This is a genomic window from Isoptericola aurantiacus (assembly GCF_044769875.1).
GTDB classification, from domain to species: domain Bacteria; phylum Actinomycetota; class Actinomycetes; order Actinomycetales; family Cellulomonadaceae; genus Isoptericola; species Isoptericola aurantiacus.
In genome coordinates this window covers 51,409-67,494 of sequence record NZ_JBJBAE010000004.1, presented here as the reverse complement: position 1 = coordinate 67,494, position 16,086 = coordinate 51,409, and the positions used below count along the sequence as shown (strand labels likewise).

General features: G+C 73.1%; 14 protein-coding genes and 1 pseudogene. 7 read left to right on the top strand and 8 right to left on the bottom strand.

The window, feature by feature from the left end; genetic code table 11:
• Positions 1–9: 9 nt before the first annotated feature.
• Together ACIQLL_RS12650 and ACIQLL_RS12645 are read right to left on the bottom strand one after the other, a co-directional pair.
• On the bottom strand, positions 10–786 hold the full coding sequence (locus ACIQLL_RS12650) for an electron transfer flavoprotein subunit beta/FixA family protein (protein WP_402467598.1): 777 nt from the start codon (positions 784–786) through the stop codon (positions 10–12).
• Between the two features lie 55 nt (positions 787–841).
• Positions 842–2,008 (bottom strand): acyl-CoA dehydrogenase family protein, encoded by a 1,167-nt coding sequence (locus tag ACIQLL_RS12645; protein WP_402467596.1) that lies wholly within the window; start codon positions 2,006–2,008, stop codon positions 842–844.
• Between the two features lie 337 nt (positions 2,009–2,345).
• On the opposite strand from ACIQLL_RS12645, the gene ACIQLL_RS12640 reads away from it, so the two are divergent.
• Positions 2,346–2,963 (top strand): DUF6318 family protein, encoded by a 618-nt coding sequence (locus ACIQLL_RS12640; protein WP_402467593.1) that lies wholly within the window; start codon positions 2,346–2,348, stop codon positions 2,961–2,963.
• Positions 2,960–3,919: a hypothetical protein gene (locus ACIQLL_RS12635; RefSeq protein ID WP_402467592.1), complete on the top strand. Its 960-nt coding sequence runs from the start codon at positions 2,960–2,962 to the stop codon at positions 3,917–3,919. The genes ACIQLL_RS12640 and ACIQLL_RS12635 overlap by 4 nt, the downstream gene beginning before the upstream one ends.
• Before the next feature lie 16 nt (positions 3,920–3,935).
• Here ACIQLL_RS12635 and ACIQLL_RS12630 read toward each other — a convergent pair whose 3' ends face one another.
• The gene (locus tag ACIQLL_RS12630; protein WP_402467589.1) at positions 3,936–6,263 is read right to left on the bottom strand and encodes a M28 family peptidase; all 2,328 of its coding nucleotides are present in this window, start codon (positions 6,261–6,263) and stop codon (positions 3,936–3,938) included.
• A 76-nt stretch (positions 6,264–6,339) separates the two neighbouring features.
• On the opposite strand from ACIQLL_RS12630, the gene ACIQLL_RS12625 reads away from it, so the two are divergent.
• From ACIQLL_RS12625 to corA, 4 genes are all read left to right on the top strand, one after another.
• The gene (locus ACIQLL_RS12625) at positions 6,340–6,828 is read left to right on the top strand and encodes an SRPBCC family protein (RefSeq protein ID WP_402467586.1); all 489 of its coding nucleotides are present in this window, start codon (positions 6,340–6,342) and stop codon (positions 6,826–6,828) included.
• A 7-nt stretch (positions 6,829–6,835) separates the two neighbouring features.
• Positions 6,836–7,891, top strand: coding sequence for a zinc-binding dehydrogenase (locus ACIQLL_RS12620; RefSeq protein WP_402467584.1), 1,056 nt, complete (start codon positions 6,836–6,838; stop codon positions 7,889–7,891).
• A 9-nt stretch (positions 7,892–7,900) separates the two neighbouring features.
• Positions 7,901–8,656: a dimethylargininase gene (gene ddaH / locus ACIQLL_RS12615; protein ID WP_402467582.1), complete on the top strand. Its 756-nt coding sequence runs from the start codon at positions 7,901–7,903 to the stop codon at positions 8,654–8,656.
• Positions 8,657–9,011: 355 nt separating this feature from the next.
• Positions 9,012–10,169, top strand: a complete 1,158-nt coding sequence (gene corA, locus ACIQLL_RS12610; RefSeq protein WP_402467579.1) for a magnesium/cobalt transporter CorA — start codon at positions 9,012–9,014, stop codon at positions 10,167–10,169.
• A gap of 45 nt (positions 10,170–10,214) precedes the next feature.
• On the opposite strand, the gene ACIQLL_RS12605 is transcribed toward corA, so the two are convergent.
• Positions 10,215–10,676: a cold-shock protein gene (locus tag ACIQLL_RS12605; RefSeq protein WP_402467576.1), complete on the bottom strand. Its 462-nt coding sequence runs from the start codon at positions 10,674–10,676 to the stop codon at positions 10,215–10,217.
• Positions 10,677–10,779: 103 nt separating this feature from the next.
• On the opposite strand from ACIQLL_RS12605, the gene ACIQLL_RS12600 reads away from it, so the two are divergent.
• Entirely contained in the window at positions 10,780–12,000 is a 1,221-nt protein-coding gene (locus tag ACIQLL_RS12600) for an AI-2E family transporter (protein WP_402467574.1), read from the top strand.
• A gap of 22 nt (positions 12,001–12,022) precedes the next feature.
• On the opposite strand, the gene ACIQLL_RS12595 is transcribed toward ACIQLL_RS12600, so the two are convergent.
• From ACIQLL_RS12595 to ACIQLL_RS12580, 4 genes and pseudogenes are all read right to left on the bottom strand, one after another.
• A complete protein-coding gene (locus ACIQLL_RS12595; protein WP_402467571.1) occupies positions 12,023–12,811 on the bottom strand; it encodes an alpha/beta fold hydrolase in 789 nt (262 codons plus the stop codon).
• Positions 12,812–13,266: 455 nt separating this feature from the next.
• Positions 13,267–14,052, bottom strand: a pseudogene (cofE, locus tag ACIQLL_RS12590) (coenzyme F420-0:L-glutamate ligase); the annotation flags it as partial.
• A 17-nt stretch (positions 14,053–14,069) separates the two neighbouring features.
• Positions 14,070–15,074, bottom strand: a complete 1,005-nt coding sequence (locus ACIQLL_RS12585; RefSeq protein ID WP_402467568.1) for a TIGR03557 family F420-dependent LLM class oxidoreductase — start codon at positions 15,072–15,074, stop codon at positions 14,070–14,072.
• A gap of 54 nt (positions 15,075–15,128) precedes the next feature.
• Positions 15,129–16,085, bottom strand: coding sequence for a bifunctional helix-turn-helix transcriptional regulator/GNAT family N-acetyltransferase (locus ACIQLL_RS12580; protein WP_402467565.1), 957 nt, complete (start codon positions 16,083–16,085; stop codon positions 15,129–15,131).
• Position 16,086 lies beyond the last annotated feature (1 nt).

Genomic DNA, 16,086 nt, shown 5'->3' with positions numbered 1-16,086 from the left:
GGTCTTTCCTCAGACCAGCTGGTTCTCGGCGAGGAACCCCGCGAGCTGCGTGCCGGCGTCGCCCGAGTCCGTGATCTTCACGCCGGCCGTCCGCGGCGGGCGGGCGGCAACAGAGAGCAGGATCGTCCGTGACGCGGTCATGTCCTCGGCGTCGATGCCGAGGTCGTCGAGCGAGAGCACGTCGAGCGGCTTCTTCTTCGCCGCCATGATCCCCTTGAAGTTCGGGAAGCGGGCCTCCGGCAGGGCGTCGGTCACGGAAACCACGGCCGGCAGCGTGGCGCTCACCTGGATGTCCGCGTCGTCCGAGACACGGGTCCCGGCGATCTCGGGCTCCGCGATCGTCACCTCCGACAGGTTCGTCAGGTGCGGCACCCCCAGCAGCTCGGCCACCATCGCGGGCAGCACCCCGCCCATGCCGTCCGTGGACTGGTTGCCGGCGACGACGAGGTCGTAGCCGATCCTGTCCAGCGCCGCCGCGAGCACCTCGGCGGTGAGGCCGAGGTCCGCCCCGACGAGTCCGTCGTCGACCACGTGCGTGGCCGCCTCGGCACCCATCGCGAGGCACTTGCGCACCGACGTCGTCGCCCCCGCGGGCCCGACCGTGAGCGCGTGCACCTGAGTGCCCTCGTGGGCGTCGGCGTAGGCCAGGGCGACCTCCATGGCGCGCTCGGTGACCTCGTCGAGCACGTTGTCGGACGCGGCGCGTTCGGCGAGGCCTGTCTCCAGACTGAGCGTGCGCTCGCCGTAGGTGTTGGGCACCTCTTTCATCAGCACGACGATCTTCATGGACGAGGCGTTCTCCTTGCCGGGGGCCTGCCGGCCCGGGTCGAGGTCGGCACGATCACTTCCGACCGGTCACGCTGCGGGCCACGATCTCCCGCATCACCTCGTTGGTCCCGCCGTAGATGCGGTGGACGCGGGCGTCGACGAACGCCCGTGTGACCGGGTACTCCATCATGTAGCCGTAGCCGCCGTGGAGCTGGACGGCCTGGTCGAGGACATCCCACTCCCGGTCGGTGCACCAGTACTTCACCTTGGCGGCCTCGTCGGGGGCGAGCTCGCCCCGGCCGTACAGGGTCATGGCGCGGTCGATGTAGGCCCACAGGACGTCCACCGTGGTGGCCATGTCGGCGAGGCGGAACCGGGTGTTCTGGAAGGCGGCGACGGGCTGGCCGAAGGCCTCCCGGCTCGTCGTGTGGTCGAGGGTCCATGCGAGCGCGGCCTCGCTCACGGCGGCGGCGACGGCGCCGATCGAGAGCCGCTCGAGGGGCAGGTTCTTCATGAGCTGCACGAAGCCCTGGCCGGGGACGCCACCGATGAGGTTCTCGTCGGGCACGAACACGTCGGTGAAGTTGAGCTCCGCCGTGTCGTGACCGTGGGATCCCATCTTCTCGAGCTTCTTGTCGTGGACGAACCCCTCCATGCCGTCCTCGATGAGGAGCAGACTGAAGTCGTCGGCGCGGTTGCCCTCGCCCGTCTTGACGAAGGTGACGACCAGATCGGCGGTCTTGCCGCTGGAGATGAAGATCTTGGAGCCGTTGACGACGTACCCGCCGTCGACCTTCTTCGCGGTGGTCCGCGCGCTGCGCAGGTCGCTGCCGGCACCCGGCTCGGTCATCGCGAGCGCACCGAGGACCTCGCACGTCGCCATCTTGGGCAGCCACTTCTGCTTCTGCGCGTCCGTGCCGAAGTGGACGAGGTACGGCACCGCCAGGTCGTCCTGGATGCCGACGCCGCCGGCGAGCGCCGCGGCGTGCCCAGGACGGAGCAGCTCCTCGATCACCACGCACCGGAAGCGGAAGTCCTGGAGCATCCCGGCACCGCCGAACTCCTCAGGCACCGACAGGCCGACGAGGCCGTGCTCGGCGGCGGCCCGCATGGTGTCCCGGTCGACCTCGCCGTCGGCGTCCCACTGCTTCGCCTTCTCCGGCGTCGCGTAGCGCTTGATGAACTCCTTGACGACCTCGCGAAACGCCTCGTGGTCCTCGTCGTACACGTCGCGCTGCATGGTTCACCTCTCTGTGTGGCCGAGCTGGGGACCCCTCGGTGTGCCGACAGCCGTCGTCGCACGCCAGGGTCGCTGCGAGTATGCGCACGTCCCGACCCCGACGCCTAGGGAGATCCCGTCTCAGTTTGGCGTGGCGTCGACCTCTGAGACGGCCGGCGGACGGCACCGTGACTGCTCGACCACGTGACCGCGGTGTGACCTGAGCCACCTACACTCACGCCGTGCCCGATGGTGGCCGTTCCGACAGGTCGTCCACAGGCAGGTGTCCGGAAAGCACGCGTCTTCGCTACGGTGTCCGGGTTGTCACCGATGACTCCCCCGGCGAAGGAGCCACCCGATGCCCCGTCCCGCAGCCGCGACGTGCGCGGCCGCACTGTCCCTCCTGCTGCTCCTGACCGGCTGCACCGACCCCGAGCCACAGGCAGAGCCCGGCACGACGGCGGAGGCGACGTCGGCGGCACCGGTGCCGTCCGGGTCTGGCTCACCCGATCCGTCGCCGGCCGACGACCAGGGCCCGGTGGTCGTCGCGCCGGAGCGTCCCGCTGCGATGGACGACACGGGGTACCAGGGCGCCGAGGCGGCAGCGGAGTACTTCCCACGACTGGATAGCTACATGATGAAGACGAACGACACCTCAGCGTGGAAGAAGATGTCCCATCGTAGATGCTCGACCTGTCTCGCGAGACTCGAGCAAGCAAACGAAATCGCCGAAGCCGGATACAAATTCACTGGCGGGAAGACAACGACGCGCGCCGTTCATATCTACGAGCAGGACTCTGCGACTGGCATTTGGCCCGTCGACGTCAAGGTTGTGATCGAGCCTGTCGTGATCTACGACGACTCAGGCAACGAGGCGTTCAAACAGGATCGAGTCACCGACAAGCAGCGTATCGAAGTAGCACAACATCGGGGGCACTGGGTGATCCTAGGCATCTCGGATTTGGACAACAAATGAGGAACATCGCCGCCGTGGTGCTCCTGACTAGCGCGGTGACGTTCGGAGCGGTTGCGGCCGAACTTGACCTCGATAGCTATACCGATGATGACACCGACAGCGTCCAGGTTGGCGCCGTCGGCAACGGCTCCTCCCCCGCCACGGACGGCTCCGACGGCCCCCAGGACCGCTACTTCCGCGCGGATACCGCGACCTGCAACGTGGCGGGCCTCGACGAAGGTTTCGACCTGACCACCGCGGCCGGGGCGTGCGACGAGGACGCCTTCACGATCACGATCGACGGTGCGCCTTGCGGCGACGACGAGGTCGAGCTGCCCGCCCTGTGGGTCCAGCGCGTCCAACCCGACGGCACGTACGCCGACGCCGAGCTGGTGTCCGCACGCGACTGCATCTCGCCGGCCGACGTCGCCGCGGAGGCACAGCAGGCGTTCGCCGCGATGCAGGTCCCCACGCCGGAGGCGACGGTCCAGGCGCGTGAACCGTTGCTGGTCAACGTCCACTACCCGGCCCGCGCCACCGCCGCCCCGGTGACGCAGCAGGTGATCCTGCTCGGCGTGCCGGTCGAGATCCGAGCCGACCCGGTCGAGTACACCTGGGACTTCGACGACCCCTACTCGGCCGGTGGCGGCACGCTGACCACGACGGACCAGGGACGCGCCTGGCAGGCCGGCGACGGCACCCCGGACGACGGCTGGGTCGGTCACACCTACACGGCGCTCGGGAACCCCGATCAGGACCAGGGCACCCACCGCGACGCGGAGGGCGACTGGTACCGCGACGACGTCACGGTCACGGTGACCACGACGTGGCGCGGGAGCTTCCGGCTCGCGGGCGCCGGCGCCTGGACCGAGATCGACGGCACCATCACCACCACCAGCGCTCTCGACCCGGTCACGGTCACCGAGGCCCGCACCCGGCTGGTCTGCGACGACCTCGCCGGGAGCTCCTCCTGCTGAGGACGCGGCGGCAGGCTCAGAGCACCACCGTGGTCTCCACCAGCACCAGCTCGGAGGTGTGCGACCCGGCCACTCCGATGCCGTCCGGTCGGCCGTCGAACCCGGGGAGACCGTCGAGCCCGCCGCCGGCGGACACGACCCGCAGCTGCAGGTCGTCGCCCGCGGGCACGGTGACGACGGCCTCGAACCCGTCGGCGCCGGGAGCGTAGAAGCGGGTGTCGAGCACGCCGTCGTCGGCCACCGGGACGTCCCGCCCGGCCACCGACGCGGTCAGGACCTGGTCGGTGATGTCGGCGCTGTTGAGCTCGATGTACCGCAGCGCACCGGCCGTGCCGATCTCCCCGTCACCGGGGCGCACGCGCAGCGTGAGTGTCCGCTCGTCGCCGGCGGTCTCGTCCGAGACCACCTCGACGCTCGGGGCGGGCAGGTCGGCCGTCTCGGCCGGTCCGGCCCACACGTCGTCGTGGAACATCGGGAAGGTGCCGGACAGATCGGTGCGGGAGTCGGCGTACTGCGCCGTCCAGTCGCTCGGGTCGGCCTCGTCGGTGACCCACCACGCGGTGCCGTCGTCGGCGTCGAGCGCGTAGGCGAGCTTGGTGGGTTCGGGGTGCTCGGCGTCGAAGGAGTCGACGGCCAGCCCGACGCCGAAGGCGCCGACGGCGAGCACGCCGCAGGCCCCGACGAGCCAGCCACCAGCACGGCCAGCAAGCGGCAGCGTGACCGCGAGGACCGGCACGAGCGCCATCCCGAGCAGCACCGCGACGACGGCAGGCGCGGCCCCGGTGGCGAGCCCGAGCGCCGGGAAGAACAGCAGCACGACGGGCGCCAGCACCAGCACGCCCACGGCAGCGCCGACCGTCACGACCACGGCCCGAGCGGTTTCGCTCTGAGCGAACACGGCCACGAGACCTGCGACGCCACCCGCGAGCGCCGGCAGCGCCGCCAGGTACGACCCTCCGGGGGTGAGGGCCGCGAGCACCACGCCGAGCACCGCCAGCCACCCCAGCGCACCGATCACCAGCGCGGGCGTGCCGAGCCGACGCCGCAGGCCCACGAACCACCCGGTGACCACCAGCGCGACGATGCCGAGCAGCGCCACGCGGAAGCCCCACGGCTGCCACGGGTCGAGCATCTCGCCGTATCCGGGCCGCACGGCCACCATGAGCCACCACAGGCCCATCGACCCGAGCACGGCGCCCACGATCGGGAGCAGACCGGCGGCGAACCCGAGCGCGAGCCGCCCCGGGCCCGCGAGCCGGGCGCCGTCGTCGTCCCGACGGCGCCCCATGACGACGGCGAGCGCCGCCACGGCGCCGAGCGCGAGCAGCGCCAGCGGCCACACGAGCCAGCCGGGATAGCGCGCCAGGACGCCGCCGGGCAGCGGAAAGTAGGTGGCGTCGGTGGACGACGGCGTGGCGAGCGCGGTGAGGTCGTCGTCGCCGAGGGTGCGTACGAGCGCCAGCGCGTTGGCGCCGTGGTGCTGCAGCGAGGCGAGGGACATCCGCTCGGGCGTGTCCTGCGGCGCGTGGTACGTCGCGGAGCCGTCGATGTACGCGGTGTTGAGCCCGGTGAACCGGCCCGCGGGATCGTCCAGGAACGGCGAGAAGTCGGTGTCGTTCGGCAGGATCCGGTAGACCTCCACGGCCAGCGAGCTGCCGACCGGGTAGGGCACGGTGGCGTAGGCGTCCACCAGGTCGGCGTTGCCGTCGGAGGTCTCGAACATGATCGCCGGGCCGGCCGACCCGCGGGCCTCCAGGTTGAGCACCACTCCCCCGTCGGCGCCGCGCGGGTCGGCGTCGACGAACGCCTCGGCCCCGCAGAGGCAGGCCTCCTCGGCGTCGGTGAGCACCACCACGACGTCGTTGCGCAGCGCCGGTCCCTCGGCGAGCGCCCGCACGGTCTCCAGGATCGTGGCGACGCCGGCGCCGTCGTCGTTCCCCCCGTGGGAGACCTCGGCGGAGTCGTAGTGCGCCATGAGGATCAGCGGCTTGGTGGGATCGGTGCCGGGAAGGGTGGCCACGACGTTCTGGGTGGCGGCCACGCGGCTCTGGTCGCCGAGCCGGCCCGACATGCCGACGCCGTCGACCACCTCGGGCTCGAGCCCCAGCTCGGTCAGCCGCTCGACCAGATGGTCGCGGACCTCGTCGTTGGCGGCGGTGCCGTGCGGGTGCACCGTGGAGCCCACGGCCTCGACGTCGGCGAACGCGCGCTGCGCGGAGAACTCGTCGGGCGGCGCGTCCACGCCACGTGCCGACGGGGGCAGCACGGCCAAGACGGACAGGGCCGCCAGGGCCCCCAGGAACAGCCAGACGAGGAGCGCCGTCGCTCGCGCACGCGTGATCACGCCCGACACGGTAGCCCGCACCCCCGGGGCGAGACCCAACCGTGACCGACCCGGACGCCCGTGCCATGATCGCGGCATGCCTGCAGCGCGCACGTACTCCGAGTCCATCGAGGTGGCCGCCCCGCCGGCGGCCGTCTACGCCCTGGTCAGCGACGTCACCCGCACCGGCGAGTGGTCCCCGATCTGCACGAGCTGCCGGTGGGACGAGGGCGACGCCCCCGCGCCCGGGGCCTCGCCGCAGGTGGGAGCGCACTTCACGGGCCACAACGAGGTCCCCGGCCGCACGTGGGAGACGCGGTCGGAGGTGGTCGCCGCGGACCCGGGCCGGGAGTTCGCCTGGGTGGTCGGCCAGGGCTTCGCGCGCTGGGGATACACCGTGCGCCCGCTGGACGGCGGCACGCGCACCGAGCTCACCGAGTCCTGGGAGTTCACCCCCACCGGCATGGCGTTCTTCGCGGAGAAGTACGGGGAGGACGCCGGCGCCCAGATCGAGGCCCGCACCCGGATGGCGCACGAGGGCATCCCCGCCACCCTGGCCGCGATCCGACGCATCGCCGAGGCCTGAGGACCCGGTGCGCGCCCTCGTCTTCGACTCCTTCGGCGGACCGGTCGACGTGCGCGACCTGCCCGCACCCGAACCGCCCGCCGGCGGCGTCGTCGTCCGGGTGGAGGCCACCGGTCTGTGCCTGTCCGACTGGCACGCCTGGGCCGGCCACGACCCCGACATCACGGTGTTCCCCCACGTGCCCGGCCACGAGCTGGCCGGCACGGTCGCGGCCGTCGGTGCCGGCGTCGGGCGCTGGCGCGTCGGCGACCGCGTCACCGCACCGTTCGTATGCGGGTGCGGGCGCTGCGGCTGGTGCCGGGCCGGGGACGCGCAGGTCTGTCCCGACCAGACGCAGCCCGGGTTCACGCACCACGGCTCCTACGCCGAGCTGGTCGTCCTGCACGCCGCGGACACCAACCTCGTGGCGGTGCCCGACGGCGTCTCCTCCGCGGCCGCCGCGGGCCTCGGGTGCCGCTTCGCCACGGCCTACCGCGCGGTCGCGCACCGGGCCCGGGTGGATGCCGGCGAGCAGGTCTGCGTGGTCGGGGCAGGCGGCGTCGGGCTGAGCGCCGTCATGGTGGCCGTCGCGCGCGGCGCCCGCGTCACCGCGGTCGACCGCAACCCCGACGCGCTGGCCGCGGCCCGCCGCGCCGGGGCCGACCGTACGGTGCTCGCCGCGCCCGGCACACCGGCGGACGAGATCGCCGCCCGGGTCCACGACCTGTCCGACGGCGGGGCGCACGTCGCGATCGACGCCGTCGGCTCCGCGGCCACCTGTGCCACGGCGATCCACGCCCTGCTCCGCCGGGGCAGACACGTCCAGGTGGGGCTGCTGCCGCCCGTGGACGGCCATCCGCCGGTGCCCATGGACCGGGTCATCGCGTGGGAGCTGGACGTGCTGGGGTCGCACGGCATGGCGGCCTCGGACTACCCCGAGATGCTCGCCCTCGTGGCCGACGGGACGCTGCGACCTCAGGACCTGGTGGAACGCACCGTGGACCTGGAGACGGCGGCCACCCTGCTGCCGACCCTGCACGACGCCCCGCGGGCCGGGATCACCGTGCTGGACCCGCGGCGGTAGGTTCGCACCGTGCCCCGACTCCTCGTCCGACCGCCCTCCCCGCTCCTCGCCGACGGCGAGCTCACCCATCTGGACCGCGTGCCCGTCGACGCCGCGCTGGCCCGCGCGCAGTGGGACGCCTACGTGGCGATCTTCCGCGAGCGCGGCTGGACGATCATCGAGCTGCCCGCGGCCGACGAGCATCCCGACGGCGTGTTCGTCGAGGACGTCGCGGTCGTGTTCGACGACCTCGCCGTGCTGACCAGCCCCGGCGCCGCCTCCCGCCGCGGTGAGCTCGACACGGTCCGTCCCGCCGTCGAGGGGCTCGGCCTGGAGGTCGCGGCGATCCCCGACGGGCACCTCGACGGCGGCGACGTCCTCAAGATCGGACGCACCGCCTACGTCGGGCGGAGCGGGCGCACCGACGACGCCGGGATCGCGGCGTTGCGCGGTCTGCTCGCGCCGCGCGGGTGGCAGGTCGTCGCGGTGCCGGTCTCCCGCGTGCTGCACCTCAAGAGCGCGGTCACCGCGCTGCCCGACGGGACCGTCGTGGGGTACCCGCCCCTCGTCGACATCCCCGAGGCGTTCGCGCCGTTCCTCGCCGTGCCGGAGCCCGAGGGCAACGCCGTCGTCGTGCTCGACGAGGGCACGGTGCTGATGTCCGCGAGCGCCCCGCGCACCGCCGCGCTGTTCCGCGAGCGGGGGCTCACCGTGCTGACCACGCCGGTCACCGAGCTGGAGAAGCTCGAGGGCTGCGTGACGTGCCTGTCGGTGCGGGTGCGCTGAGGAGCGCCGCCGCGGCATGCCGACACCGCGCGGGACGCCGCGCCGTCGGGCCTCGTGACGCACGCCACGGGCACGATCCCGGGCGCGCCGACCTGCGCCGCAGTAGACTGTGGCCGCCCGGCCGCGACGGCCGGAGCGCACCCGGCCACCGGCAGGACGCCGTCAGACCACCAAGGAGGTACCGCGCATGACCCGCAGCGAACCTCCCAGTAGTCCGAACCGCGACTGATCCGGTTCGACACCGTCCACCGCACGCCGAGGGACGACGCCACCCGACCCGACTCGCCAGCGCCGGCGACCTCAGTCGCGGGATCCAGCACGCAGACCCCCGTTCCTGCACGCCTCGGAGTCCCTCATGGCTTTCAGCTCCCACCGTTCCGCCCGCACCCGTCAGATGCTGGGCGCCCTGCGACCGCGCCGCCCGGGCGGCGTCGGCCCCGACGCCGTCCTGGCCGGTGACCAGGCGCCCGTGACGCCCCTGCGCGCACGGTCGGCCATCATCGCCGCCGCCGTGTACGACGACGAGGGCCACCGGACCGCGAACTACACGCGCCTGGCCGACACGTTCCGCGCCCTGCGCTCCACGCCCGGGGGCATGGCCTGGATCGGGCTCGAGCGCCCGGACGAGCACGAGCTCGCCGCGCTCGCCCGCGAGTTCGACCTGCACCCGCTGGCCGTCGAGGACGCGATCCAGGCGCACCAGCGGCCCAAGATCGAGCGGTACGGCGACACCCTGTTCGTCGTGCTGCACGCCGCGCGGTACCTCGACTCCGTGGAGGAGGTCGAGTTCTCCGAGCTGCACGTGTTCGTCGGGCCGGACTTCGTGGTGACGGTCCGTCACGGGAGCTCGCCGGACCTGCCCGCGGTGCGCGCCCGGCTGGAGTCCTCCCCGCAGATGCTCGGTCGGGGTCCGGAGGCGGTCCTCTACGCGATCATGGACCGCATCGTCGACGACTACGCACCGGTCGTGTCCGGGCTCGACTTCGACATCGACCAGATCGAGGGCGAGGTCTTCTCCGGCGACGCCCACGTCTCGCGGCGCATCTACGAGCTGTCCCGCGAGGTCGTGGACTTCCAGCGCGCGGTGCGTCCGCTGCAGAACGTGTGCCAGTCGCTGGCCAAGGGCGCCGAGAAGTACCGCGTCGACTCCGAGATGCAGGCCTACCTGCGTGACGTCGCCGACCACCTCACCGAGGTCGCCGAGTCCGTGGAGACGTTCCGTGCCGCGCTGCGCGACATCCTCACCGTGAACGCCACCCTGGTGGCCCAGCGGCAGAACGAGGAGATGACGCACCTGACCGAGGTGTCCATCAAGCAGGGCGAGGAGGTCAAGAAGATCTCCGGCTGGGCGGCCATCCTGTTCGCCCCGACCCTGGTCGGCGCGATCTACGGCATGAACTTCGACGTCATGCCCGAGCTCCACACCGCGTGGGGCTACCCGATGGCGCTCGTGCTCATGCTCGCCGTGAGCGTGGGTCTCTACGGCGTGTTCCGCTGGAAGAAGTGGATGTAGCGGCCGGCCGGCCGGGTCGTGCCGGGGCCGGCACGCGAGGTCGCGTCAGGCGTCGAGCCAGCCGTGGGACCGCGCGAGCTGTTCCACGGTGGTCCGCACCGCGAGCACCTGACGGCCGGTGAGGTCGCCGACGGAGGCCAGGAGCCGCTCGGTGAGCTCCGTGCGCAGCTCGGCGCGGGACAGCACGTCGGCGAAACCGTCGTGCGGGTGCTCGGCCGCCGAAGGGGCGCCGTCGGCCCCGCGCAGCGGGATCGGCGCGGGACCGCCGCCGGCCCCGAGGGCCGCCTGGACGGCGTCGGCCACCGGCGAGTGCACCAGGGAGGCGCGCACCGCCCGCGGTCCGCGGTCGCCCAGCTCGTGGTCGAACTCGACCTCCGCGTCGACCGCCATCAGCGCCTTGTCGAAGTCGAGGTCGTTGACGTGCAGGAACACGTCCTCGTCGAGCTCGTCCGACGCGACGAACGCGTACCCCTTGACCGCGTCGTACCGGACCACGTTGCCACGCACCACACCCACCACCCCGACTTGAGGACCCCGTCCGACGCAGCATATCCCCGGTCCGCGCAGCATGTTCCGGGCACGGCCCCGCCCCGGCCGCTAGGGTCGGGCCGTGACGTCGACTCCACTGCACGCCCCGTCCGCCTCCGGCGCGGCCACCACGACGACGCAGGGACCCGGGTCCGGTGCCCTCGGCCCGGCGACGCGCACCCTGCTGGTCCTGGCCGCCGCCGTGCTCGTGCTGGCCGGCATGAGCGCCGCGGGCGAGATCCTGGCGCCGCTGTTCCTGGCGGCCGTGATCATCATCATCTGCCACCCCGTCCGCTTTCCCCTCGAGGCCCACGGCTGGCCGCGCTGGGCCGCGACGACGGCGGTGATCGTCGTCGCCTACCTCATCCTGGCGGCGCTGCTCGGCATGGGCGTGTGGGCCGGGTTCCGGTTCGCCGGGCTGGTCCGCGACTACCTGCCCGAGCTGTCGCAGTCCGTCTCCGACATCCAGGCGCAGCTGTCCACGGCGGGCATCGACACGCAGCTCGCCGACGCCGTCACCGGCTGGCTCCAGCCCGGCAACATCCTGTCGCTGGCCGGCAGCGTCAGCGGTACCGCGCTCGCGATCGGCACGGCCTTCTTCTTCGTCCTGGCCTACGCCGTCTTCATGGCCGCCGACGCCGCGCGCTACGCCACGGCCTCGCAGCACTTCGGCTTCTCCCGCGCGGACGCCATCGACCGCACCACCCGGTTCGCGACCGGCGTGCGGCGGTACTACGTCGTCAACGCGACGTTCGGTGCGATCGTGGCGATCGTCGACGGCGTCGCGCTGGCCCTGCTCGGCGTCCCCGGGGCGGCCATCTGGGCGATCCTGGCGTTCGTCACCAACTTCGTGCCCAACATCGGGTTCGTGCTGGGCCTCGTCCCGCCGGCCATCATGGCTTTCGTGGCGGGCGGCTGGCAGCTCGCGCTGGCCGTCGTCGCGGTCTACTGCGTCGTCAACGTCGTCCTGCAGGTGTTCGTCCAGCCCAAGTTCGTGGCCGACGCCGTCTCGCTCTCGCTGACGCTCAGCTTCGTGTCCGTGGTGTTCTGGACGTTCATCATCGGCCCGCTGGGCGCCATCCTGTCGATCCCGTTGACGCTCCTGGTCCGCTCCCTGGTCCTCGAGGGCGATCCCCGCAACGCGTGGCTGCGCTGGCTGTCCGGCGACGACGTCACCGACCCGGAGGCGCCGCCGCCCGTCGAGGAGGGCGAGGACGCCGTCGTCGACCCGTCCGACGAGGGTCCCACGGACGCGGAGGGCGGCGACCCGGCCCCCGAGGTAGGCGACCCCGCCGCGAGGTAGGCGTCCCCGCCCGCGGGGTAGGTCAGACGCTGTCCCGGAAGAACCGTTCGAGGCGCTCGGCCATCGCCTCCGGCACCCAGGAGTGCTCGGCGCCGTCGAGCTCCTCGACCTCCCCGCGCGTCGTGGCGTCCGCGACCCGACGCGCCGCGACCGGCATCTCCTCGAACGTCCGCGTGCCGTGGAGCGCCAGCACCGGCACGGCCAGCTCCCGCAGGGCCTCGGTCTCGAGCAGGTCGCCGGCCCGCACCATCGCCTGCCCGTCCGCCCGCTGGCTCGCCGACGCGCGGGCCAGCTGCTCGAAGTCGGGCGAGCTGCGCATGGCCTCCAGCCACTGCGGCGGCATGTCCTTCATGTACTGCTCGGTGGCGCCCACGTAGTCCTCGGCGTCCAGACGGCGCTCGAACTCCGCGATCCACTCGGCGACGTCCTCCGCCCGGCCCGCCAAGGGAGCCTCCCAGAGCACGAGCCCCTCCACCGGCATCTCCACGTCGGCGGCCACCAGGGCGATCGCGCCCCCGGACGAGTGCCCGACGAGCACCACGGGCGGTCCGGCGGCGTCGATCACGGCGGCGAGCGCGGAGAGCTCCCGATCCAGGTCCAGGACGCCGTCCGCCGGGCTGTCGCCCCGCCCGAGCCGGTCGTAGACGACGGCGGTCAGGCCGCGCTCGGCGCACAGCTCCGCGGTCCGCGTGGTGACGGGGTCGATCGCCCGGTACGGACCCGCGCCCGCGACGAAGACCACGGCCGGCCCCTCACCATGGAGGTCGAACCCGACCTGGTCCCCGGCACCGCTGGTCACGTAGTGCGTCATGTCGTGCTGCTCCCTCCGGCCGGGCACTCCCCGGTCACCATCAGGTGACGTTAGCCGAACAACGTGCCGCCGTCCGGGTCACCGGGGCGTCGCGGCCGCAGCGCGGGCGGCGGCGGCCAGGGCAGGCGGAACCGCTCGACCGGAGCGTCGACCGCACCGAGGTCGTCCGTCTGCACCACGACGCCGTCCGGCGAGACGTCGACGAGCCGCACCCGCAGCGTCGCCTCCTCGGGTCGCTCCAGCACCCAGACGTCGGCGAGCCGGCTCAGGTCGGTCCCGTCGAGCGCCTCCTCGGCCTCGATCCAGTCGACCGGGCCGGTCAGCTCCTCGCCGAGCAGCGACACCGCGACCCAGGCCTCGCCGTCGGGCCGGATCCATCCGACGTGCTCGTGGTCGTCGGGGCGTCGGTGCTCGATCCATCCGGCCAGGTCCACGGCACCGACGGGGTCCGCCGTCGGCCGCGACCGTGCGTCGGCGAGACCGCGGGCGTAGGCCTCGCGGCTGCCCTCCCGGAAGAGGTCGTCGGGGCCGGTGCGCACCAGGGCTCTCGCCCCGGGTCCGACGGCGCCCGTCCCGGCGGGGACGTACCTCCCGACGCCGCGCACCACCGCCACGGCCCGTCCGGTCGCCTTGCCCCGCACCAGCTCCGAGGCCGCAGCGATCTCGTCGGCCACGGCCGTGACCGTCACCGACAACGGCCGCCCGTGGGAGTCGACCCCACCGCGCAGGTCGTCCAGGACCTCCAGCCCGGCGGCGCCGATCGCGATGTCGGTGACGCCGTCGCGCCACGTCCGGCCGGCCGTGTCGGTGACGACGACGCCGAGCCGGTCCAGCCCGAACCGGTTCCGCCAGGCCCGCCGCAGCGCTGCGGCCGTGGCGTCCGGGTCGTCCGGGAGCAGCAGCACCGTGCCCTCGGGAGTGTTCGACGCGTCCACCCCGGCGGCCGCCATGACCAGGCCGAGCCGGTTCTCCACGATCCGCAGCGGGGGCAGGCCGCCGGGCCGCTCCCGGGTCGCGACCACCCGCACGGTCTCGTCGGTGATCGCCTGCTCGCGGTCGGCGGCGCGCACCACGCGCCCCTCGGCCTTGGAGACGATCTTGGACGTGACCACGACGACGTCGCCCTCGGCCAGCCGGTCCCCCGTCCGCTCGCCGTCCCGCGCCAGCACGTCCCCCACGAGCGCCGCCAGGTCGTCGCCGGGGCGGACCTCGCCCAGCCCGTCCGGTGCCCAGAGCGTCAGCCGGGCGCCGTCGCCGGTCACCGGGAGAGCTTCGGCAGCACCTCGCGGCCGAAGACCTCGATCCACTCGCGCTGGTTGCGGCCGACGTTGTGCAGGTAGATGCGGTCGAACCCGAGGTCGACGTACTTCTGGATGGCGGCCCGGTGCTCGTCGGGGTCGGCGGAGATCACCATGCGGCCCTCGAAGTCCTCCGGGCGCACCAGCTTGGCCATCTGCGCGAAGTCGTGCGGGGAGCGGATGTCGGCCTTGGGGAACTTCATGCCGCCGTTGGGCCACTCGGTCATGGCGTTCGTCATGGCCTCCTCGTCGGTCTCGGCCCAGGACATGTGCACCTGCAGGACCTTCGGCATCGTCTCCGGGTCGCGACCGGACTCCTTGACGCCCGCGTCGAACCGGCCGAAGAGCATCTCGATCTTGTCCAGCGGGGCACCGACGGTGATGAGCCCGTCCGCGTGCTTGCCGGCGCGCTTGGCCGTGATCGGACCCGCGGTGGCCACGAGGATCTCCGGCGCCACCTCGGGCATGGTCCACAGCCGGGTGGACTCCATCTTGTAGAACTGCCCGGAGTGCTTGACGTCCTTGCCCTCCAGCCCGGAGGTGAAGAGCTTCTTGATGATGTCGATCGCCTCGAACATCCGGTTGATGCGCTCGGGCGCCTCCGGCCAGTAGCCCGCGGTGACGTGCTCGTTCAGCGCCTCGCCGGAGCCCAGGCCCAGCCAGTGCCGGCCCGGGTACATCGCGGCGAGCGTCGCCGAGGCCTGCGCGACCATCGCCGGGTGCCAGCGGAACGTCGGGGCGGTGACACCCGGGCCCAGGTCGCCGCGGGTGCGCTCGCCGAGGGCGGTCAGCACGTTCCACACGAACGCGGCCTGCCCCTGCTGCGGGACCCAGGGCTGGAAGTGGTCGGCCGCCATCACCCCGGAGAAGCCGTGCTCCTCGGCGTGGGCCGAGAGGTCGACGACCTCGGTCGGGTGGAACTGCTCGAGCATCGCGGCGTAGCCGACGGTGAGATCAGAAGCCATGCGACGAGCCTATCCCCGGCCGGCGCCGGCGCAGCGCCGGGCCGTGCCGGGACGTCACCGCAGGTTCTTGGCGAAGAAGTGCGTCGCGTGCGGGTTGTCGTTGTAGCGCTCGACGGCGCGGTAGCCGGCCCGCTCGTACATGGCCACGGCCTCGGTCAACGTGGCGTTCGTGTCCAGGCGGACGACGTCGTGGCCGAGGTCGCGCGCGACGCCCTCCAGGTGCCGGAGCAGTCGGGAGCCCAGCCCGGCGCCGCGCCACGCGCCGTCGACCCACATCCGCTTGATCTCCGCCGCGCCGTCGGCGAGCGCCTGGACTCCCCCGCACGCCACGGGTGCTCCGTCGCTCGTGGCCAGGACGAAGGTCCCGTCCGGCGGGCGCAGCCGCTGGGCACCGGCGGCCGGGTCGCCGAGGTCGAACCCGCCCGCGAAGCGCCGGTCCAGCTCGGCGCCGTAGGCACGCACCGCGGCGAGCGCCGCGGGTGCGGTCGGGTCGACCTGCTCGATCGCCACGGTGGCGGCGCGCACGAGCAGGTCCGCCTCCGTGAGGGCGGCGGCGAGCCGGTCCCGCTGCCGCGCCGTCAGCGGCGCGACGAGTTCCCGGGCGCGGTCGGCGGAGCGTCCCTCGAGCTCGTCCCACGTGCGGCGGCCCGCCGTCGTGAGGTCCACCCGGCGACGACGGCGGTCGCCCGGGTCGGGCCGGACGTCCACCAGGCCGTCGCTCTCCAGCCGCCGCAGGAGCCGGCTGAGGTAGCCGGAGTCGAGCCCGAGGCGTGTCCGCAGGTCGCGGGTGGTTCCCGCCTCGGCGCCGATCTCGTAGAGCAGCCGAGCGGTGCCGAGCGGCATGCCCAGGCCCAGGAACGACTCCTCCAGGGCCCCGACGCGCTGGGTGTAGCTCCGGTTGAAACGGCGCACGACGGCGGTGTGATCGTCGTGGACGACGCCCTCGACGGGTGCGCCGGCGGCCGGGCCGGCGGGTGGGGAATCGGCGGGAGCACGAACGTCGGACGGCATA